This is a genomic window from Pacificispira sp. (assembly GCF_965228185.1).
Classification (GTDB): domain Bacteria; phylum Pseudomonadota; class Alphaproteobacteria; order UBA8366; family Aestuariispiraceae; genus Pacificispira.
This window is the reverse complement of sequence record NZ_CBDDHE010000003.1, coordinates 903,814-924,549: the sequence shown is the minus strand read 5'-3', so window position 1 is coordinate 924,549 and position 20,736 is coordinate 903,814. Positions and strand designations below refer to the sequence as shown.

Sequence of the window (20,736 nt, the reverse complement as noted above, 5' to 3'; positions counted from 1 at the left end):
GCCTGAAATCACGTTTGGGTGGGAGGCGAAGAATGCGGATCGAATGGACAAATCAATCGGCACCGGAAGCCGACAGTGGCAACGGCACATTGATCCGGGCTGAAGGTCGTGCCGCCGCGCCAAACCTGAAGGACGCGTTCCTGGAGGCGGCCAAAGCCCTTGGGCGCAATCTGGCCGGACAGGGTGCGACGCCGGCAAATATTGAGTTTCTGACCATCAGCGTCCCCGACATGGCGGCTTTTCAGGCGGATCTCGCAAATTTCGATTTACTGTTTCGCGAAACATTAGGCGGCAACTCGGGAAGGGTCGCCCTAGTCCGATCAGAAAATGCCGTGCACCTAGAGGCCCAGGCCATCGTCCCACCCGCTTCCGACGAGATTGTCTTCGGCGGCTATACTAGGTCTCAACTGAACCGGGAGTACAGTCCCCGTGCCACGGTCCCGGAGGCGCCGGACATCATGGCACGCTGGCGCATAGACGGGACCGCGCACCAACCCAGCCGAAGCGCGGAGATATCTTACGGTAGCGATCCGGCACATGGCATCGATCTCTTCATGCCGTCCCACCCGTCACGCGGGGCCGTCCCCCCGCCCCTTCATGCCTATATCCATGGCGGCTATTGGCAGGCGCTGGATAAGCGGGACAATTGTCAGTTCGGTGTACCGATGGTCGAGGCCGGCATCGCCTTTGCCGCAATCAACTACCCGCTCTGTCCGCCCGCAACGGTCTCGGAAATCGTAACCGCCTGCCGTGCCGCACTTGCCTGTCTCTATCGCCGCGCGGCGGAGTTCGGTTACGACGCCGAGAGAATAACGATTTCCGGCCATTCCGCAGGCGGACACCTGGTCGGCATGCTCGCCGCCACGGATTGGCCTGCCTTAGACGACGGCCTTCCCGCGGACCTGATCAAGGGAACCATCGCGATTTCGGGCTTGTTTGAGGTCGAGCCCCTTGTGCATACCGGGCTGAACAAGGCTCTGGGATTGACCGTCGACGCGGCCAAAGAGGTCAGCCCGATCCTTTTGCCCACCCTGCCAAACGGACCGGTGATCGCCGCTGTGGGCGGTGCGGAAAGCGACGAGTTCCGACGCCAAAGCCGGGACTATGTCGATCTTCTGACACGAAACGGGGTCGACGCCGAATATTTGGAAATGCCCGGATTGAACCATTTCACGGCGGTCGAGGCACTGGCCGCCCCCCAAAGCGATCTTTACAAGAAAGTTGTGAAATTGGCTTTCCGCTGAATGGCGGCACTTCAGGCCTCGTAGAAGTCTCTGCCGATCGTCATCCAGGGCGTTCCCTGTTCCATTAATTGAACCTGGACCGGACAATCATCACGATGGGTGCCCGGCAGATAGCCGATCGACATCAGAAATTCACCGGTGATCTCCCCACCGGTGAATTTAAAGGTCTTCTTGAACAGTTTGATCCATTCCAGCTTGGTCAGGGGATGATGTGCGGCGATCCATGACGCAAAGCCGCCGTGGCTCTCGCGGATTCCCTGCAACACACGAGCATTGTGAATGACCGCATGGACTTTCAACCGGTTCCGGACAATGCCCTCGTCGGCCATCAACCGGGCGACGTCGTCGTCTCCATACGACGCCACCCTGTCGACATCGAAACCGTCAAAGGCGGCATTCAAGCTCGCACGCTTCCGCAGGACCAGGCCCCAGTTCAATCCCGCCTGCATGATTTCCATCGTCAGGCGTTCGAACAGACGGGCCTCGTCTTCTTCCGGAAAGCCGTATTCGGTATCGTGATAGGGGCCGTGAAGCGCATCCCCAATCGCATAGTCGCAATACCAGCCCATTCCTTCTTCCACTCCCCGACAGAAATGCATTTCGGTGAGTGTGAACCGATGGCACGAATTGAGAAAGGCCGGGAGAGCACTCCCTCCTGCCACCCTGCTGTCAGGAGGGCAACAGCTGGATGCCGACGATTTCGGCGAGGTACCAGTAGATTCCCGTCAAGGCGATGGCCGCGATTCCGGCCCATAGCATCTTCTTGCCGATCATATGGAATTTCGGCGCGCCGGGATCGTGCCCTTCTTCCGGCTTCTCGTTCTGGCGCACCCCGATCGGCAGCACCATGAAAAAGACCAGCCAGAAGGCGATGACATAGACCACGATGAAAGAGGCGATGCTCATGGCGGTCAGACCTGTTCCAGTTCCACCAGCGTGCCGCAGAAATCCTTGGGATGCAGGAACAAGACAGGCTTGCCATGTGCGCCGATCTTCGGATTGCCGTCGCCTAGCACCCGCGCCCCTTCGGATTGCAGCTTGTCGCGCGCCGCTAGGATGTCGTCCACCTCATAGCAGACATGATGCATGCCGCCGGACGGATTGTTTTCCAGAAATTTTGCGATGGGCGATCCGTCGCCATAGGGATGCAGCAATTCGATCTTCGTGTTCGGCAAGTTGACGAAAACCGTCGTCACGCCGTGCTCCGGCAGCGTATGCGGTTCGGACACATCCCCACCCAGCGTATCCCGGTAAACCTTGCTGGCCGCGGCCAGATCCGGCACGACGATGGCGACATGATTGAGTTTACCGATCATTTCTCATTTCCCTCTCAAGGCATTCTAAACACGAAGCAAATGCACTTCGACCTGCGGTCGCCGCCGGGTCATTTGTTGCAGTCGCCGGCGCACCGAAACCCGCACCGCCTCAATCACCGTTCCATCGTCCTGACGCTGCTTCTTGCTTAAGGATTCGACCGCGTCCTCGGCGATATCCAACAACTCGTCCCATTCCGGCCCGTCGGAATCCAGCAAGCCGGAAATACTGATCTGGGCCTCGTCGGCCAGTTTTCCAGACCCGTCCAGGGCAATCGACACGACCGCCGCACCGTTATAGGCCATGCGGCGGCGCTGCCGGATGGAACCGTGATCCAGCGGGATCAGCCTGTCGCCGTCGAGTGCCAATCGGCCGGCATAGACCTCGTCCAGGACATCGACGCCGTTCGGTGTCACATTCATCAGCATGCCGTTCTTGGAAACGATGCCATGCGGCACCTGGCAGCTTTGCGCCAACCGCGCATGGGCCAGGAGGTGCCGGTGCTCGCCATGGACCGGGATCGCGACCCGGGGCCGGATCCAGCCGTACATATCCGCCAGCTCGTCCCGGTTCGGGTGGCCGGATGTGTGAATTTCCGCGTCATTGGCGGTGATGATGGTACAGCCCAACTGCGTCAGGGCGTTCTGCAATTCGCCGATGGCAACCTCATTGCCGGGGATCTCGCGGCTGGAGAAGATGACCGTATCGCCCTCCCCCATCTCGATGAAGTTATGGTCGCCGCGCGCGATCCGGGCCAAGGCCGCTCGTGGCTCCCCCTGGCTGCCGGTGCAGATCAACAGCACCTTTTCCGGCGGCAGGCGCGATGCGGCCTCATCGGTCAAAAAATTCGGCAGGTCCTGCAAATAGCCGGTTTCCCGGGCGGCGTCGTTCATGCGCCACAAGGACCGGCCGACCAGGGCCGGCTGCCGACCGCAGGCGATGGCGGCCTTTGCCGCACTCTCCAGCCGCGCCACGTTCGAAGCGAAGCAGGCAACCGCCACAAGCCCGTCACATCCCTTCACCACTTCGGCAAGGTTTTCGCGGACGTCCCCTTCCGACCCGCTGCGGCCCGGCGACATGGCATTGGTCGAATCGCAGACCATGGCCAGGACACCTTCCTCGCCCAGGGCCATCAGGCGCCGCTCATCGGGCGACGGTCCGATCTGCGGGTCCGGATCCAGCTTCCAGTCGCCGGTATGCAGAATGGCCCCCATCGGCGTGCGGATCACCAGAGCATTCGGTTCCGGTATCGAATGGGTCAGCGTGATCAGTTCGATATTGAACGGGCCGACATCGAACCGACCGGACATTGGCACTTCAATGATCTCGACATCATTGCCGAAACTCGCCTCGACCAGCTTGCGGCGCAGAACGGCGGCCGTGAATGGCGTCGCATAGACCGGGCATTTGAACCGCTGCCACAGATACTGCACCGCGCCCAGATGGTCCTCATGGGCATGGGTCAGCACCAGGCCGCACAAATCCTCGATCCGCTCTTCGATAAAGGCAGGATCGGGCATGATCACGTCGATGCCCGGCGTCCGCTCATCACCGAAGGTGATCCCGCAGTCGACCATCAGCCATTTCTCGTCGTGGCCGTAGAGATTGAGGTTCATCCCAATCTCGCCGGTCCCGCCGAGCGGCAGAAACAGAAATTCCTCGGCTCCAGGCGTATCGGTTTCGCGAAAACCGATCATCGATTGCCCCGGTTCTTACGGTAGATGCCAATCAGGCCGCGCACTGTCAGGGAGCGGTCGGTGTGCTGAATGACCGACGTTTTCTCGGCGAAAAGGTCCGCGAGACCGCCGGTGGCGACAACTTTCATATCTTCTCCATATTCCAATCGAATGCGTTCGACCATGCCTTCGATCATGCTGACATAGCCCCAGAAAATGCCGGATTGCATGGCATGCTGCGTGGACTTTCCGATCACCGTCTTGGACGGCGCAATCTCCACAAGCGGAAGCTTGGCCGACGCCATATACAGTGCTTCCAAAGATAGATTGATCCCCGGCGCAATCACGCCCCCGCGATAGTTTCCGTCCCCGTCGACGACATCGAAGGTCGTCGCCGTTCCGAAATCGATACAGATCAGCGGGCCGCCATAGGTGACATGGGCTTCGCGCGCATTGACCAGACGGTCGGCGCCGGCCTGCTCCGGTCGGTCGATCAGCACCTCGATACCAAGTTCGACCCCGTCATCCCCGATCACCACGGGTTCGCCGTCGAAATAGCGCCGGCACAGGCTGATCAGGTTGAATTCCGTTTCCGGAACCACGCTGCCGATCACGGTTCCGGTAATGTCGTTGTAGTCCAGGCCGTTCAGCTTCATCAGCTCGCTGAGCCAGACGATGTATTCGTCCGCCGTGCGCTTCGGATCATTGGCACAGCGAAAGGCCTTAACGAAATCCACCCCGTCGAACACACCGAACACGACATTCGTGTTTCCTGAATCGATCGCAAGCAACATGGTTCCGTTCCTTCAGTCGAAGAAGACGTCGCCTGCCGCGATGGCATGGCGATTTTCGTCGTCGGTTCGCACGATCAATCTTCCGTCCCCGTCCAGGGCCTCGAAGACACCGTCCAATTGCCGTTCGCGCAGTCGCACGCGGATGCGCTCCCCCACGCCCTTGGCGCGGTCCAGCCAGGCGCGGTGCAGCGCCGTTGCGCCCTGCTTATGCCAAATCCCACGCCAATGGTCGATTCCCAGGGCGATTTCGCGGCACAGCGCATCCAGGTCGGTAGCGAGGCCTTCCGCCTCCAGCGACGTCGCCGCATAGGGCGTATCAACCGGGTGGTGGGCAACGTTGACCCCAATCCCGATCAGAATCCAGGGACGTGCAGCCTCGCCGCCCGCTTCAAGCAGGATCCCGGCCGTCTTACAGCCGCGGATCAGCACGTCGTTCGGCCATTTAAGACGGACCGTGTCGAGCGGGATGGCATCCGCCAGGGCCAGCGACGCGGCGAAGCTCAACTGCGCGCAATCGCTGAGCGGCCGGTTTTCCCGCAGGATGACGGTCAGGTAGAGATTGCCCGCTTCGGACGTCCAGGAGCGACCGTATCGTCCCCGGCCGCCGCTTTGCATATCCGCCCGGACCAGGATTCGGTCACCACCCCCGGATTCCGCCATATCGCGGGCGGCGTCCATCGTCGACCCCAGGCTGTCGAAACGATGTTCCGTCCAGCCGGCAGGCAGTTTCGATATCACCCCGAGAACAGGGCCGTGGCGGCATGCGCCGTATAATCGGCGATGGTCTGCGGCGCCAGGATGAAGACCAGAATGGCGATGGAGGTAACCAGCATGATCGCCTTCATCGACCGGCCTTCGACCGGGTCCAGAACCTCTTCACCTTCATCGAAATACATCACCTTGATGATGCGCAGGTAATAGAAGGCGCTGACCACGCTCGCCAGGGCGCCGATAACGGCCAGATAGATCAGGCCGGCTTCGATTGCCGCCGCGAAGACGAAGAACTTGCCGAAGAACCCTGCCAGCGGCGGGATACCCGCCATCGAGAACATGAAGAGCATCAGCGCGAGCGCCATGCCGGGCCGTGTCTTCGAAAGACCGGCGAGGTCGGAAATATTCTCGACCATGCGGTCCTTGACCTTCATCGACAGGATGCAGGCGAAGGTGCCGACATTCATGACGAGATAGATCGCCATATACAGCATCACGCCGCCTGCCCCGGCTTCGGTCCCGGCGGCCAGGCCCATCAGGGCATAGCCGACATGACCGATGGAGGAATAGGCCATCAGGCGCTTGATATTGGTCTGGGCGATGGCGGCGAGCGCGCCGAGGATCATCGAGGCGACGGAGATCAGCCAGATGATCTGACGCCATTCGTCGATCAACTCCCCGAACGGGCCAAGCATGACGCGCAGGATCAGGGCCATCGCCGCGATCTTGGGTGCCACCGCAAAGAAGGCGGTGACCGGCGTCGGCGCGCCTTCATAGACGTCCGGCGTCCACATATGGAACGGCACGGCGGAGATCTTGAACGCCAGACCGGCGGACAGGAAGACGAGGCCGACAATCAGACCCGTCGGCGCCTGGTCGACGGCGGCAAGTTGCGTGGCCAGACCGTCGAAGCTGGTCGTCCCGGCGAAGCCGTAGATCAGCGAACAGCCATAGAGCAGCAGCCCGGAGCTGAGCGCGCCCAGCACGAAATATTTCAGACCGGCCTCGGTCGAGCGCAACTGGTCGCGCTGGAAGGCGGCGACGACATAGAGCGACAGGCTTTGCAGTTCCAGGCCGATATAGAGCGACATCAGGTCGTTGGCCGAGATCATCAGCAACATGCCCAGTGTCGCGAAGCAGAGCAGGACCGGATACTCGAAGCGGCTCATCCCCTCGCGGCGGATATAACCATCGCTCATCACCAGGGCCAGCAGTGCCGCGACGATGACCAGAAGCTTCATGAAGAAGGCGAAGCTGTCGACGACGAACAGATCGCCGAGCGCCAGGCGATAATCGCCGCCGACAACGGCGATCAAGATGCCGGTGCCGACCAGGGCGATCACGGACAGGAAAGACACGCGGCCGAGCGCCGCCTTGGCGGGCGAGAACACGCCGACCATCATCAGGGCCATGATCGCGCAGGCCAATGCGATTTCAGGCAGCGCGGGGGCGAGCATGGAGGATTCGAACATCATAGGGGTCGGCCCCTCTCTTCCTTATTGATTGCCGGCCAGCGCGGATGCGCTGTCGCGCGCCGCGGCAATCGCCGCATCGTAATTCTGAACCAGGTTTATGACGGACGCCTCGATCGGGTCGATGAAGGTCGACGGATAGACGCCCATCCAGATCGTCAGGATGATCAACGGCGCAAAGATCGCGATCTCACGCGGGCTCATATCCATCATCGCCTTCACGTCGTCTTTCGTCAGTTCCCCGAAGATGACCCGGCGATAGAGGTAGAGCATGTACGCCGCCCCCAGGATCATGCCTGTCGCCAGGAAGGCCGCGACCCAGGTATTGTGCTCGAACGCCCCATAGAGGATCAGGAATTCACCGACGAAGCCGCTGGTGCCCGGCAGACCGACCGAGGCCATGGTGAACAACATGAAGACCAGGGCATAGCGCGGCATGTTGCTGGCCAGGCCGCCATAACGCGCGATCTCGCGGGTGTGCAGACGGTCATAGACGACGCCGACGCACAGGAACAACGCGCCCGACACCAGCCCGTGGCTGAGCATCTGGATGATCGACCCGGCGATGGCGGTCTCGTTGACCGAGAAGATGGCCGCCGTCACGAAGCCCATATGGGCAATCGAGGAATAGGCGATCAGCTTCTTCATATCTTCCTGAACCAAGGCCACCAGCGAGGTGTAAACCACCGCGACACAGGACAGCGCGAAGACGATCCAGGCGAAATCGGCCGATGCCAGCGGCATCATCGGGATTGAGAAACGCAGGAACCCGTAGCCGCCCATCTTCAACAGCACGCCGGCAAGGATCACCGAGCCCGCCGTCGGCGCTTCCACGTGGGCATCCGGCAGCCAGGTATGGACCGGCCACATCGGCACCTTGACCGCGAAGCTGGCGAAGAAGGCGAGCCAAATCAGCTTCTGCATGTCTTCGGGGAACTGCGTCGCCATGAGGGTCGGGATATCGGTCGTGCCGCCGGCGAAGTAGTACATCGCGATCAGTGCGACCAGCATCAGGATCGAGCCGAGCAGCGTATAGAGGAAGAACTTGAACGCCGCGTAGATCCGCCGCGCGCCGCCCCAAACCCCGATGATCAGGAACATCGGCAGCAGCACGCCTTCGAAGAAGATGTAGAACAGCAGCATGTCCAGCGCGCAGAACATGCCGACCATCATGGTTTCCAGAACCAGGAAGGCGATCATGTATTCGCGCACACGGGTCTGGATCGCGTTCCAGCTCGCCAGGATGCAGATCGGGGTCAGCAGGGTCGACAACAGGACGAACCAAACGGAAATCCCGTCGACACCCATCTTGTAGCCGATGCCGACGCTTTCCAGCCAGGGCTGATACTCGACCAATTGGAATTCGGCGGACGACCCGTCGAAGTTCGCCAGGATCAGCAGCGACAGCAGGAACACGAACAGCGACGTGAACAGCGCGACATACCGGGCGTTCCGCGCGGTTTCGGCTTCCGACTGCCCACGCGAGACCATCAGGAACAGGGCCCCGACCAGCGGCAGGAAGGTCGTCAGGCTTAGAAGAGGCATAGTGGTTTGCGACATCGTCCCTACGGGTCCCTTCTTAGCCTGCCAGGAGGTAGAAGCTGATCAGGACGACAACGCCGATCAGCATGGCAAACGCATAGTGATAAAGATATCCGCTCTGCAGCAGGCTGACGCGCCCCGCCGCCAGATTGGTGGATTTCGCGACCCCGTCCGGTCCCAGACCGTCGATGACCGTCCCGTCGCCGCGCTTCCAGAACAAGCGGCCGATGGCGAAGGACGGGCGTACGAACAGGAAGTCGTAGAGTTCGTCGAAATACCATTTGTTGAACGAGAACTGGTAGAACGGACCCCAGAACTGACCGATTGCGCGGCCCTTCTCCAGCCCCCGGCGATAGACATGGATCGCGCCCAGGATGCCGATGATGCCGACGACCAGCGGGATCCACTTGACCCATAGCGGGACATGATGGGCGTTTTCCAACGCCGCATGCTGTTCCAGGATCAGGATCGAGTCGCCCCAGAACGCCTGCCAGTTATGGCCGGTGAAGAACGGGTAGAAGGCCGCGCCCGCGAAAATCGCACCGAACGCCAGGATATAGAGCGGCACCAGCATGACATTGGGCGATTCATGGACATGGGCCATGACCCGCTCATCCGCGCGCGGCGGCGTGTGGAAGGTCATCCACAACAGGCGCCAGGAATAGAAGGCGGTCATGATGGCCGCGGCGACACCCAGCCAGAAGGCGAACATGCCGATCCCGGTATGCGCGCCATAGGCGGATTCCAGGATGATATCCTTCGAGAAGAAGCCGGCGAAGCCGATATAGGTACCCGGGATACCGATCCCGCCGAGCGCCAGGGAGCCGATCCACATCAAGACGCAGGTCTTCCAAATCGGTTTTGCCAGGCCGCCCATCTTGCGCATGTCCTGCTCGTCCGAAACGGCGTGGATCACCGCACCGGCACCGAGGAACAACAGCGCCTTGAAGAAGGCATGCGTGAACAGGTGGAACATCGCCGCCGGATAGGCGGAAACCCCCGCCGCGAAGAACATGTAGCCGAGCTGCGAGCAGGTCGAATAGGCGATCACCCGCTTGATGTCGTTCTGCGTCAGGCCGACCGTCGCCGCGAAGAAGGCGGTGCAGGCCCCAACGAAGGTCACGACCATCAGCGCCGTTTCGGAAAACTCGAACATCGGCGACAGGCGGCAGACCATGAACACGCCGGCGGTCACCATGGTGGCGGCGTGGATCAGCGCGGAAACCGGCGTCGGGCCTTCCATCGCGTCCGGCAGCCAGGTATGCAGACCCAGCTGAGCCGACTTGCCCATCGCGCCCATGAACAGCAGCAGACAGATCGCGGTGATGGATGCCTGAGCGTCGAGCGTCATGCCGAACAGCTCAAACCCTGTGAAGCTGGCGGTCCCGTCGATGATCATCGGGATTTCGGCGAAGATCTGGTCGAAGGCCAGAGCGCCGGTCATCACGAAAGTGCCGAAGATGCCGAGCGCGAAGCCGAAATCGCCGACGCGGTTGACGACGAAGGCCTTGATCGCCGCCGCATTGGCGGACGGCTTCTTGTACCAGAACCCGATCAGCAGATAGGACGCCAGGCCGACGCCTTCCCAGCCGAAGAACATCTGAACCAGGTTATCGGCCGTCACCAGCATCAGCATCATGAAGGTGAACAGGCTGAGATAGGCCTGGAAGCGCGGAATGCTGGGGTCGTGGTGCATGTAGCCGATGGAATAGATATGCACCAACGACGACACCGTGGTGACGACGACCAGCATCACGGCGGTCAGCGTGTCGATGCGCAGCGACCAGTCGAAAGCGAAATCGCCGACGACGACCCAGCGCAGCAGCTCGATCTTGTAGCCTTCCATGGCGTTACCGCCATTGAACAGGCCACCGACCTGAATGAAGGTGATCCAGGACAGGATCGCGGCCACGACCAGCAGGCCGGACGAAACCCACTGCGCGAAGACGTCGCCTTTATGCCCGCCGATGGCGCGGCCGCCGAATCCGGCGATCAGCGCCCCGATCAGCGGAAGGAATACGATCAGTGCTTCCATGGCTCTGTCTCTAGCCCTTCATATTGCTGACGTCGTCGACCGCGATGGAGGCGCGGTTGCGATAGAACACGACGAGGATGGCCAGACCGATCGCGGCTTCCGCCGCCGCCACGGTCAGGACGAACATGGCGAAGATCTGACCCGTCAGATCCTGCAGATAGGCCGAGAAGGCCACCAGATTGATGTTCACCGCCAGCAGCATCAGTTCCACCGACATCAGAATGACGATGACATTGCGGCGGTTCAGGAAGATGCCGAACAAGCCCAGCGTGAACAGGATCGCCGCGACCGTCAGGTAATGTTCGAGACCGATAATCATATCCCTCGCCCTTCCCTTACACGCCGCTGCCGGTCGGCACCTTGACCACGGTGACCTCGTCCTTGGACGACCGGTTCACCTGGTCGGCGATGACCTGTTTCTTAACGCCCGGGCGGCTGCGCAGCGTCAGGACGATCGCGCCCAGCATGGCGACCAGCAGGATCATGCCCGCGCCCTGGAACAGATAGATGTAGTCGGTATAGATCACCTGGCCGATGGCGCGCGTGTTGTGGACTTCGCCCGCGACCGGACCCAGCGTCAGCGTCGCGACATCGGGACCCAGCGTCCAGGACGTGGCCGCCAATGCCAGTTCGACGAACAGGACACCGCCCAGCGTCGCGCCGATATAGACATATTTCTTCACGCCCTTGCGCAGTGCGACGAAGTTTACGTCCAGCATCATCACCACGAACAGGAACAGGACCGCGACCGCGCCGACATAAACCACGACGAGGATCATCGCCAGGAACTCAGCCCCGATCAGGACGAAGAGCCCCGCGGCGTTGAAAAAGGCGAGGATCAGATAGAGCACCGAATGCACCGGATTGCGCGAGGTGATGACCATCACCCCGCACGCCACGGTGATCGCGGCGAAGATGTAGAACATGAACCCGGCGAATGCCATCGGTTCCCCCCTCGTAGTGTCGCCCGGCCTTACCGGTAGGGCGCGTCCAATTCAAGGTTGGAGGCGATTTCCGCCTCCCAACGCTCACCGTTCGCGAGCAGCTTGTCCTTGTTGTAGAACAGCTCTTCGCGGGTTTCGGTGGCGAATTCGAAATTCGGCCCCTCGACGATGGCATCGACCGGGCAGGCCTCCTGGCAATAGCCGCAGTAGATGCATTTCGTCATATCGATGTCGTAGCGCGTGGTCCGGCGGGATCCGTCGGCACGCGGCTCGGCCTCGATGGTGATGGCCTGGGCCGGGCACACCGCTTCGCACAGCTTGCAGGCGATGCAGCGCTCTTCCCCGTTGGGATAGCGGCGCAGCGCATGTTCACCGCGGAAGCGCGGGCTCAACGGTCCCTTCTCATAGGGATAGTTGATCGTGTGCTTCGGCTTGAACATGGTCTTGAAGGTCAAGGCCATGCCGCTAAGCAACTCGCTCAGCAGGAAGGATTTCGCGGTCCGGTCGAGGCTAGTCATGGTGAAGCTCTCCTCTGTCTCAATTGGCCGCGTTGGGCAGCAGGTCGAAGGCAACCAGGAAGCCGGCCGTCGCGATCACCCAGAACAGCGACAGCGGCAGGAAGACCTTCCAGCCCAGGCGCATCAGCTGGTCATAGCGGTAGCGCGGGAAAGTCGCGCGCACCCACAGGAAAATGAACAGCACGAAGCAGATCTTCAGCGCGAACCAGATCGGACCCGGCACCCAGGTGAAGGGCGCGATGTCGAACGGCGGCAGCCATCCGCCCAGGAACAGCACCGTGGTCATGCCGCTCATCAGGATCATGTTCGCGTATTCGCCCAGGAAGAACAGGGCAAAGGCCATGGCCGAATATTCGACGTTATAGCCCGACACCAGCTCGGCTTCTGCTTCCGGCAGGTCGAACGGCGCGCGGTTCGTTTCGGCCAGGGCCGAGATGACGAAGACGACGAACATCGGCAGCAACGGAAGGAAATACCAGTTCCAGAACCCGCCGCCCGCCTGGGCCCGGACGATATCGCTGAGATTGAGCGACCCGACACAGATCAGAACCGTGACGATGACGAAGCCGATGGAAACCTCATAGGAGACCATCTGCGCCGCCGAACGCAGCGCGCCCAGGAAGGCGTATTTCGAGTTGGACGCCCAACCGGCGATGATGATGCCGTAGACACCCAGCGACGAAATCGCGAAGAGATACAGAACCCCGACATTGATGTCGGCCAGCACCCAGCCCTCGTCGAAGGGTATGACCGCCCAGGCGATCAGGGCCAGAATGAAGGTCAGCATCGGCGCGATCAGGAACAGAACCGGGTTCGCGCCCGACGGGATGACCGTTTCCTTCAGCATCAGCTTCAGGCCGTCCGCCAAAGGCTGCAACAGCCCGAACGGTCCGACAACGTTCGGCCCTTTGCGCAGCTGCATCCAGCCGATGACCTTGCGTTCGGCCAGGGTCAGATAGGCCACGGCGATCAGAATCGGCACCATGATCGCGACGATCAGCAGGACCGTCAGGATGGTCGGCCAGACGTAGCCGCTCCACCAAATGCCGTCAAACAGCTCAGCCATTGGTGCCGGTCCCCTTTTCCTGACGGTCCAGCACGAAGACCTGCGTGCACTCCGCCATCGTCTCGGACGCCCGCGAAATCGGGTCCGTCATATAAAAGTTTTCGATCGGCGACTGGAAGGGCGCGGAGTCCATCGGACCCGCCGTGCCGAAATCGGCCCAGGTTGCGGCTTCCGCATCATCAATCCGCGCCAGATGCGGGAACTCGCCCCGCATGGACTGACGCAGCCCGTCGAAATCGATCCATGGCAGCGGCTTGCCCAGGGTTTCCGACAGGGCGCGCAGGATCGCCCAATCGTCCTTGGCCTCGCCCGGCGGGAAATTGGCACGCCGCGCCAACTGCACCCGCCCTTCGGTATTCACGAAGGTGCCGTTCTTTTCGGTATAGGTCGCGCCCGGCAGGATCACATCCGCCGCATGGGCCCCGGCATCGCCGTGATGCCCCTGGTAGACCACGAAGGCGCCGCTTTCCTTGACGGCGGTCAGATCCATCTCGTCCGCCCCCAGCAGGTAGACCAGCTTGATCTTGCCGGCCTTGGCGCCCGCCACGATCCCGGCGACGTCCGCCCCGCCCTCTTCCGGGGTGAAGCCCAGATCCAGCGCGCCGACGCGGCCGGCGGCCGTGTGCAGGACGTTGAAGCCGTTCCAGTCGTCTTTGATCAGGCCGCACATATCGGCGATCTTCTTCGCCGCCGCCAGCACCGCCGCACCGTCTTCGCGCGCCACGGCGCCCGGACCGACGATCAGCATCGGGCGTTCGGCATTTTTCAGGACTTCGGCGAAAGCATGCTTGCCGTCCGCCAGTTCCTTCAGCGTTTCCGGACCGGCGCCGAGCTGGTCGACGTCGTAGGTCGTCTGAACAGCCGGGCCGACGGATGCCACCTTCAGGTTGCCGTGCAGCCACCGCTTGCGGATACGGGCATTGATGATCGGCGCTTCCCAGCGCAGGTTCGCCCCGACGATCAACAGCGCATCGGCCTGTTCGATCCCGGCGATGGTCGTGTTGAACAAATAGCCGGCGCGGACACCGCTATCCAACTTCGCCCCGTCCTGACGACAGTCGGTGTTGGGCGATCCCAGCGCGGTCATCAGTTTCTTCAGCGAATAGACGCTTTCGGCGCAGGCCTGATCGCCGGAAATTGCGGCAATTTCAGTGCCTTTAAGGCCAGAAGCGGCCTTGGCAATCGCCGTCATGGCATCCGGCCAGGACGCCGGCTTCAGCTTCCCGTCCTCGCCGCGCACATAGGGCCGGTCCAGCCGCTGACGGCGCAGGCCGTCGCAGGCATAGCGCGACTTGTCGGAAATCCATTCCTCGTTCACGTCTTCATTGAGACGCGGCAGAACGCGCATCACTTCATTGCCGCGCGTATCGATGCGGATATTGGAGCCGACGGCGTCCATCACATCGATGCTTTCGGTCTTCTTCAATTCCCAGGGCCGTGCTTCGAAAGCATAAGGCTTCGACGTCAGCGCGCCGACCGGGCACAGGTCGATCACGTTGGCCGACAATTCGCTGTCGACCGCCTTTTCGAGGCTGGAAATCTCGGCGTTCTCGCCGCGGTTCAACAGGCCGATTTCTTCGACACCGGCGACTTCCGCAACAAAGCGGACACAGCGCGTGCAGTGAATGCAGCGGGTCATGATCGTGTTGATCAGCGGGCCCATATACTTGTCTTTGACCGCGCGCTTGTTCTCGTCATAGCGCGAGCCGCTGCGGCCATAGGCCATGGCCTGGTCCTGCAGGTCGCATTCGCCGCCCTGGTCACAGATCGGGCAATCCAGCGGATGGTTGATCAGCAGGAATTCCATGACGCCGTTGCGCGCCTTATGGACCATTTCAGTATCGGTGAAGATTTCCTGGTTCGGCGCGACCGGCAGGGCACAGGACGCCGCCGGCTTCGGCGGGCCGGGCTTCACTTCGACCAGGCACATGCGGCAGTTTCCGGCGATGGACAGCCGTTCGTGATAGCAGAAGCGCGGCACTTCCACGCCGGCCTTTTCACAGGCCTGCAGGACGGTCATGCCCTGTTCGACCTCGTGCTCTTCGCCGTTAATCTTGACCGTTATCGTCGCCATTTCGACTTCCCGTTCATCATCGCGATACTCTGGCCTAAACCCTGGATCGCTCTCTTAACCAGTGTCACCAAACCGCCAACGGTTTGAGTACTCGCCGCCAATGCCACGCCTGCCTACTTCATCCAACCAAACAAGACACGTCCTATAAACCGAGGCACCTCTACCAGAATCCAAATGATGAACTCGAAGCTCGTCATCCTCATCTCGAAGGTTTTCACGCGCGTCAAAAAGCCATTGTGCCTAAGCTCGTTTTCCTCAGTCGTTCTGGTCCTACTTGACTTCAGCTTGCCCTACTCCGCCGCCGCCGCGCCCGGCATCGCCACGCGCGTACGGTTCTTGATGCGGTCTTCAATCTCGTCGCGGAAGTGACGGACCAGGCCCTGGATCGGCCAGGCCGCCGCGTCGCCCAGGGCGCAGATCGTATGCCCCTCGACCTGCTTGGTGACTTCCAGCAGGGTGTCGATCTCTTCGATCTCCGCCTCGCCGCGCACCAGTCGTTCCATCACGCGCCACATCCAGCCGGTGCCTTCGCGGCACGGCGTGCACTGGCCGCAGCTTTCATGCTTGTAGAAGTAGCTCAGCCGGGCGATCGCCTTGATGACGTCGGTCGACTGATCCATCACGATCACCGCCGCCGTGCCCAGGCCGGACTTCACTTCCTTCAGCGCGTCGAAATCCATCAGGACGTCGTCGCAGATGTCTTTCGGCAGCAGCGGAACCGACGATCCGCCCGGAATGACGGCCTTCAGATTGTCCCAGCCGCCGCGCACGCCGCCGCAATGCCGTTCCAGCAGTTCCTTCAGCGGGATCGACATGGCTTCTTCGACGTTACAGGGCTTCTCCACGTGCCCGGACACGCAGAACAGCTTGGTACCGGCATTGTTCTCGCGCCCAAAGCCCAGGAACCATTCCGCCCCCCGGCGCAGAATCTCGCCGGTGACCGCGATGCTCTCGACATTGTTCACGGTGGTCGGACAGCCATAGAGGCCCGCCATGGCCGGGAAAGGCGGCTTCAGGCGCGGCTGGCCCTTCTTGCCTTCCAGGCTCTCCAGCAGCGCGGTTTCCTCGCCGCAGATATAGGCCCCGGCGCCATGGTGCATGTAGATGTCGAAATCGTAACCCGACCCGCAGGCATTCTTGCCGACCAGACCGGCCTCATAGGCCTCCGCGATCGCCTGCTCCATCACCCGGTACTCAAGGCGGTATTCGCCGCGGATGTAGATGTAGCAGGCATGCGAACCCATGCCGACCGACGCCAGCAGACAGCCTTCGATGAAGGTGTGCGGGTCGTTGCGCATGATTTCCCGGTCCTTGCAGGTCCCGGGTTCGGATTCATCCGCGTTCACCACCAGATAGGACGGCTTCTCCGGATTAGCGGGCGGCATGAAGGACCATTTCAGGCCCGTCGGGAACCCCGCGCCGCCGCGGCCGCGCAAGCCGGAGGCCTTGACGATCTCGCAGATCTTCTCGCGGCCCAGTTCGACCAGGGACTTCGTATCCTTCCAGGCGCCACGCTTCTTCGCCGCTTCCAGGTTCCACGGGTGATAGCCGTAGAGATTCTGGAAGATGCGATCTTCGTCCTTCAGCGGAGACCAATCCGGCATGGTTTCAGCCCCCTTCCGTCAGTTCTTGACCTGCGGCGCCGGGCCGGACTGCAGCGTCTGCGGTCCGCCTTCCGGCTCCGAACACATCCGGCCGTTCTGCGGCCCCGGCGTCACGGCATCGCCCTTGGCGAGCCGGTCGATCAGGTCCGTCATGATGGCGGGTGTCAGGTCTTCGAAATAATCGTCGTTGATCTGGACCATCGGCGCATTGCAGCACGCGCCCAGGCATTCCACCTCGGTCAGCGTGAACTTGCGGTCCTGCGTCGTCTGGCCGGCGTGAATGCCCAGCTTCGATTCGATGGCGGCCCGGATGTCCTCCGCCCCGCGCAGCATGCAGGGCGTGGTGCCGCAGAGCTGGATATGGAATTCGCCGACCGGCTCCAGATTGATCTGGGTGAAGAAACTGGCGACCTCCATCACGCGGATATAGGGCATATCCAGCATGTCGGAGATTTTCCGCATCGCCGCCTCGGTCACGTAATGACCGTTGGCGTGGTTCTGCTCCTGCGCCTCGAACAGCAGTGCCAGTACGGCGGATTGCTGGCGGCCTTGCGGGTATTTCGCAATGGCGCGCTCCGCTTCGGCGCGATGCTTGCCGGTAAATTCGAAATTCTCAGCCGTCATCTCGTAACCGCTTCCTTTGCTCGAACCGCCGCCTTAGCGGTCGATCTCGCCGAACACGACATCGAACCCGCCCAGAATGGCGACCGAGTCGGCCAGCATATGACCTTTGCAGACGTAATCCATCGCCTGCAGATGCGCGAATCCCGGCGCACGTATCTTGCAGCGATAGGGCTTGTTGGACCCGTCGGACACCAGATAGACGCCGAACTCGCCCTTCGGCGCCTCGACGGCCGTATAGGTCTCGCCTTCCGGAACATGGAACCCTTCGGTATAAAGCTTGAAGTGATGGATCAACGCCTCCATCGACTTCTTCATGTCACCCCGGCGCGGCGGCGCGACCTTGCTGTCGGTCGACAGGACCGGGCCGGCCGGCATTTCCGCCAGGCACTGCTTCACGATCTTCAGCGACTGGCGCATTTCCTCGACCCGGACCAGGTAACGGCTGTAGCAATCGCCGTTCTTGCCGACCGGAATGTCGAAATCCATTTTGTCGTAGACATCGTAAGGCTGCGACTTGCGCAGATCCCACGGAATGCCGGATCCGCGAATCACAGGGCCGCTCATGCCCCAGGCCATCGCGTCTTCCGGCGAAATGATGCCGATATCGACGGAGCGTTGCTTGAAGATCCGGTTCTCGGTCAGCAGGCTTTCCATGTCGTCGATGAATTTCGGGAAGCCGTCGGCCCATTCCTCGATCTTCGCCGCCATATCGGCCGGCATGTCCTGGTGGACGCCGCCGACACGATAGAAGGCCGCATGCAGACGCGCACCGCAGACGCCCTCGTAGAACTCCATCAGCTTCTCGCGCTCTTCGAAGGCCCAGAGCATCGGGGTCATCGCCCCGACATCCATGGCATAGGCCGGCACGTTCAGCAGGTGGTTCAGGATGCGGCTGATCTCGTCGAACAGGACGCGCATATACTGGCCGCGAATCGGCGGCTGGATGCCTAGCAGCTTCTCCGTCGCCAGGACGAAGGCATGCTCCTGTGCCATCGGCGCGACATAGTCCAAACGGTCGAAATACGGGATCGCCTGAAGGTAGGTCTTATACTCGATCAGCTTCTCGGTGCCGCGATGCAGCAGACCGATATGCGGGTCCAGGCGCTCGACGACCTCCCCGTCCATTTCCATAACCATGCGCAGCACACCGTGCGCCGCCGGGTGCTGCGGCCCGAAATTCATGGTCAGCGTCTTGATCGTCGGATCCTGGCTGGTTCCGCTGTAAGACTTGCCGTGTGCCTCCGCGACACTCATGCCTTGTCCCCTTCCTTCTGGGCCTCGGCCTTCTCATCTCCCGGCAGGGTCGGCGTCATGCCTTCCCACGGGCTCATGAAGTCGAAGCTGCGGAATTCCTGCGTCAGGCGGACCGGCTCGTAGACCACGCGGCGCTGTTCGTCGTCATAGCGCACCTCGACATAGCCGGTCAGCGGGAAGTCGCGGCGCTGCGGGTGCCCGTCGAAACCGTAATCGGTCAGGATGCGGCGCAGATCCGGATGGTCGGCGAAGAACACGCCATACATATCCCAAACCTCGCGCTCGAACCAATTGGCGGCGGGCCAAATCTTGACCACCGACGGGACGGCGGTGTCCTCATCGGCATTCACCTTCACCCGGCAGCGCAGATTGTGCTTGAAGCTGAGCAGGTTGTAGACGACTTCGAACCGCTTCTCGCGATCGGGATAGTCGACCCCACAGATATCGGACACCTGCTGGAACAGGCACTGCGCGTCGTCGCGCAGGAACTTGCAGAGCTTCAGCAGGTTCTGCGGACCGACGGTCACGACAAGCTGACCGTTGATCAGCTCGTGGCCGTCGATCTCGTCGCCGAACTTGGCGGCGATATAGGCGCCCAGATCCTTCAAGGCTTCCAGATTAGCGCTCATCAGACTGTCTCAGCCCCCTCTTGCGCCGCGATCAGCGGGCGATCGTCCCGGTGCGGCGAATTTTCTTCTGAAGCTGCAGCACGCCATAGACCAACGCTTCGGCGGTCGGCGGGCAACCCGGCACATAGATGTCGACCGGCACGATGCGGTCGCAGCCGCGCACGACGGAATAGCTGTAGTGATAGTAACCGCCGCCATTGGCGCAGGACCCCATGGAGATCACCCAGCGGGGCTCCGCCATTTGGTCATAGACCTTGCGCAGCGCCGGGGCCATCTTATTGGTCAGCGTGCCGGCGACGATCATCACATCCGACTGACGCGGGCTGGCGCGCACGACAACACCGAACCGGTCCAGGTCATAGCGCGGCATATAGGCGTGGATCATCTCCACCGCGCAACAGGCCAGGCCGAAGGTCATCGGCCACATCGACCCGGTGCGGGCCCAATTGACCAGCTTGTCCATATTGGCGACGACGAAGCCCTTGTCCTGCAGCTCGTCGGTGACGGCGCCGATCGCCCGGTCCTGCATCTCGCCCGGCGGAAGGACGGCGCCCTGCTGTGTGGTGGTCACTCCCATTCCAGTGCCCCTTTGCGCCATTCGTAGATAAACCCGATGGTCAGGATCCCGAGGAAGATCACCATCGACCAGAACCCGAACAGGCCGATATCGCCAAGCGCGACAGCCCAGGGGAACAGGAAGGCGACCTCCAGATCGAAGATGATGAAGAGAAGCGTGACCAGATAGAACCGGACATCGAAACGCGAACGCGCATCGTCGAAGGCCTCGAACCCGCATTCATAAGCGGACAGCTTTTCGGAATCCGGCGCCTGCCGTGCGATTAGCATGCTGGCGGCGATCATCAGGATCGCGATACCGATCGCGATGCCGAGGAACACCAGGATCGGAAAGTATTCGCTTAAAAGCTCTTCCATCGCGGTCCCCGTATCGAAACGCGGGATTCCGGCCGCCTGTACCGCGGGTCCGAAACACCCGGTAATTCCCTGACGCGAAAGCCGTTATGCCCGATACGGACATGGCCCCCGGCGCCCGTCATCTTGTCCGCGCCATGTTGCACGGACGGCCCCCCTGGTCAAGGCACCCGCGACCGCTTTACACGCCGTCACGGGATGCAAACCGTCATCATTATACTGGCAGGATATTGCAACATAAAGGGCGCATGCGACACCGAATGACGCAGTGCAGCATTCGCTGCCTGCGTATTCGATCGTGTCTA

21 protein-coding genes are annotated in these 20,736 nt (G+C 61.5%); 1 reads left to right on the top strand and 20 read right to left on the bottom strand.

Going from position 1 to position 20,736, the window contains the following annotated elements:
* Nucleotides 1-32 precede the first annotated feature (32 nt).
* Nucleotides 33-1,244 carry an alpha/beta hydrolase gene (locus ACO06O_RS07965; protein WP_421878033.1) on the top strand — a complete coding sequence of 404 codons (1,212 nt, stop codon included), beginning with the start codon at nucleotides 33-35 and terminating at the stop codon, nucleotides 1,242-1,244.
* An 11-nt stretch (nucleotides 1,245-1,255) separates the two neighbouring features.
* On the opposite strand, the gene ACO06O_RS07960 is transcribed toward ACO06O_RS07965, so the two are convergent.
* From ACO06O_RS07960 to ACO06O_RS07865, 20 genes are all read right to left on the bottom strand, one after another.
* Nucleotides 1,256-1,813 carry a DNA-3-methyladenine glycosylase I gene (locus ACO06O_RS07960; protein WP_421878031.1) on the bottom strand — a complete coding sequence of 186 codons (558 nt, stop codon included), beginning with the start codon at nucleotides 1,811-1,813 and terminating at the stop codon, nucleotides 1,256-1,258.
* 100 nt (nucleotides 1,814-1,913) lie between these two features.
* Entirely contained in the window at nucleotides 1,914-2,150 is a 237-nt protein-coding gene (locus ACO06O_RS07955) for a DUF1467 family protein (RefSeq protein WP_421878029.1), read from the bottom strand.
* A gap of 5 nt (nucleotides 2,151-2,155) precedes the next feature.
* Entirely contained in the window at nucleotides 2,156-2,560 is a 405-nt protein-coding gene (mce, locus tag ACO06O_RS07950) for a methylmalonyl-CoA epimerase (protein ID WP_421878027.1), read from the bottom strand.
* Nucleotides 2,561-2,584: 24 nt separating this feature from the next.
* Nucleotides 2,585-4,255, bottom strand: coding sequence for a ribonuclease J (locus ACO06O_RS07945; RefSeq protein ID WP_421878025.1), 1,671 nt, complete (start codon nucleotides 4,253-4,255; stop codon nucleotides 2,585-2,587).
* Nucleotides 4,252-5,028, bottom strand: a complete 777-nt coding sequence (locus tag ACO06O_RS07940) for a type III pantothenate kinase (protein WP_421878023.1) — start codon at nucleotides 5,026-5,028, stop codon at nucleotides 4,252-4,254. The genes ACO06O_RS07945 and ACO06O_RS07940 overlap by 4 nt, the downstream gene beginning before the upstream one ends.
* Before the next feature lie 12 nt (nucleotides 5,029-5,040).
* Nucleotides 5,041-5,766 carry a biotin--[acetyl-CoA-carboxylase] ligase gene (locus ACO06O_RS07935; protein WP_421878021.1) on the bottom strand — a complete coding sequence of 242 codons (726 nt, stop codon included), beginning with the start codon at nucleotides 5,764-5,766 and terminating at the stop codon, nucleotides 5,041-5,043.
* Nucleotides 5,763-7,214, bottom strand: coding sequence for an NADH-quinone oxidoreductase subunit NuoN (gene nuoN / locus ACO06O_RS07930; RefSeq protein WP_421878019.1), 1,452 nt, complete (start codon nucleotides 7,212-7,214; stop codon nucleotides 5,763-5,765). Before nuoN ends, ACO06O_RS07935 begins: the two co-directional genes overlap by 4 nt.
* 21 nt (nucleotides 7,215-7,235) lie before the next feature.
* On the bottom strand, nucleotides 7,236-8,771 hold the full coding sequence (locus ACO06O_RS07925) for an NADH-quinone oxidoreductase subunit M (protein ID WP_421878017.1): 1,536 nt from the start codon (nucleotides 8,769-8,771) through the stop codon (nucleotides 7,236-7,238).
* A gap of 19 nt (nucleotides 8,772-8,790) precedes the next feature.
* On the bottom strand, nucleotides 8,791-10,788 hold the full coding sequence (nuoL, locus tag ACO06O_RS07920; protein WP_421878015.1) for an NADH-quinone oxidoreductase subunit L: 1,998 nt from the start codon (nucleotides 10,786-10,788) through the stop codon (nucleotides 8,791-8,793).
* 10 nt (nucleotides 10,789-10,798) lie between these two features.
* Entirely contained in the window at nucleotides 10,799-11,107 is a 309-nt protein-coding gene (gene nuoK, locus ACO06O_RS07915) for an NADH-quinone oxidoreductase subunit NuoK (protein WP_421878013.1), read from the bottom strand.
* Between the two features lie 16 nt (nucleotides 11,108-11,123).
* Entirely contained in the window at nucleotides 11,124-11,732 is a 609-nt protein-coding gene (locus ACO06O_RS07910) for an NADH-quinone oxidoreductase subunit J (RefSeq protein ID WP_421878011.1), read from the bottom strand.
* Nucleotides 11,733-11,761: 29 nt separating this feature from the next.
* On the bottom strand, nucleotides 11,762-12,250 hold the full coding sequence (gene nuoI, locus ACO06O_RS07905) for an NADH-quinone oxidoreductase subunit NuoI (protein WP_420416895.1): 489 nt from the start codon (nucleotides 12,248-12,250) through the stop codon (nucleotides 11,762-11,764).
* Between the two features lie 19 nt (nucleotides 12,251-12,269).
* Nucleotides 12,270-13,316, bottom strand: coding sequence for an NADH-quinone oxidoreductase subunit NuoH (gene nuoH, locus ACO06O_RS07900; RefSeq protein WP_421878009.1), 1,047 nt, complete (start codon nucleotides 13,314-13,316; stop codon nucleotides 12,270-12,272).
* On the bottom strand, nucleotides 13,309-15,390 hold the full coding sequence (gene nuoG, locus ACO06O_RS07895) for an NADH-quinone oxidoreductase subunit NuoG (RefSeq protein ID WP_421878007.1): 2,082 nt from the start codon (nucleotides 15,388-15,390) through the stop codon (nucleotides 13,309-13,311). Before nuoG ends, nuoH begins: the two co-directional genes overlap by 8 nt.
* Nucleotides 15,391-15,680: 290 nt before the next feature.
* Nucleotides 15,681-16,994, bottom strand: a complete 1,314-nt coding sequence (gene nuoF, locus ACO06O_RS07890) for an NADH-quinone oxidoreductase subunit NuoF (RefSeq protein WP_421878005.1) — start codon at nucleotides 16,992-16,994, stop codon at nucleotides 15,681-15,683.
* Nucleotides 16,995-17,012: 18 nt separating this feature from the next.
* Nucleotides 17,013-17,618, bottom strand: a complete 606-nt coding sequence (nuoE, locus tag ACO06O_RS07885; protein ID WP_421878003.1) for an NADH-quinone oxidoreductase subunit NuoE — start codon at nucleotides 17,616-17,618, stop codon at nucleotides 17,013-17,015.
* A gap of 33 nt (nucleotides 17,619-17,651) precedes the next feature.
* Nucleotides 17,652-18,872, bottom strand: coding sequence for an NADH-quinone oxidoreductase subunit D (locus ACO06O_RS07880; protein WP_421878001.1), 1,221 nt, complete (start codon nucleotides 18,870-18,872; stop codon nucleotides 17,652-17,654).
* Nucleotides 18,869-19,501, bottom strand: a complete 633-nt coding sequence (locus ACO06O_RS07875; protein ID WP_420416901.1) for an NADH-quinone oxidoreductase subunit C — start codon at nucleotides 19,499-19,501, stop codon at nucleotides 18,869-18,871. Before ACO06O_RS07875 ends, ACO06O_RS07880 begins: the two co-directional genes overlap by 4 nt.
* 31 nt (nucleotides 19,502-19,532) lie before the next feature.
* The gene (locus ACO06O_RS07870) at nucleotides 19,533-20,078 is read right to left on the bottom strand and encodes a NuoB/complex I 20 kDa subunit family protein (RefSeq protein ID WP_420416902.1); all 546 of its coding nucleotides are present in this window, start codon (nucleotides 20,076-20,078) and stop codon (nucleotides 19,533-19,535) included.
* Nucleotides 20,069-20,434 (bottom strand): NADH-quinone oxidoreductase subunit A, encoded by a 366-nt coding sequence (locus tag ACO06O_RS07865; RefSeq protein ID WP_420416903.1) that lies wholly within the window; start codon nucleotides 20,432-20,434, stop codon nucleotides 20,069-20,071. The genes ACO06O_RS07870 and ACO06O_RS07865 overlap by 10 nt, the downstream gene beginning before the upstream one ends.
* Nucleotides 20,435-20,736: the final 302 nt, after the last annotated feature.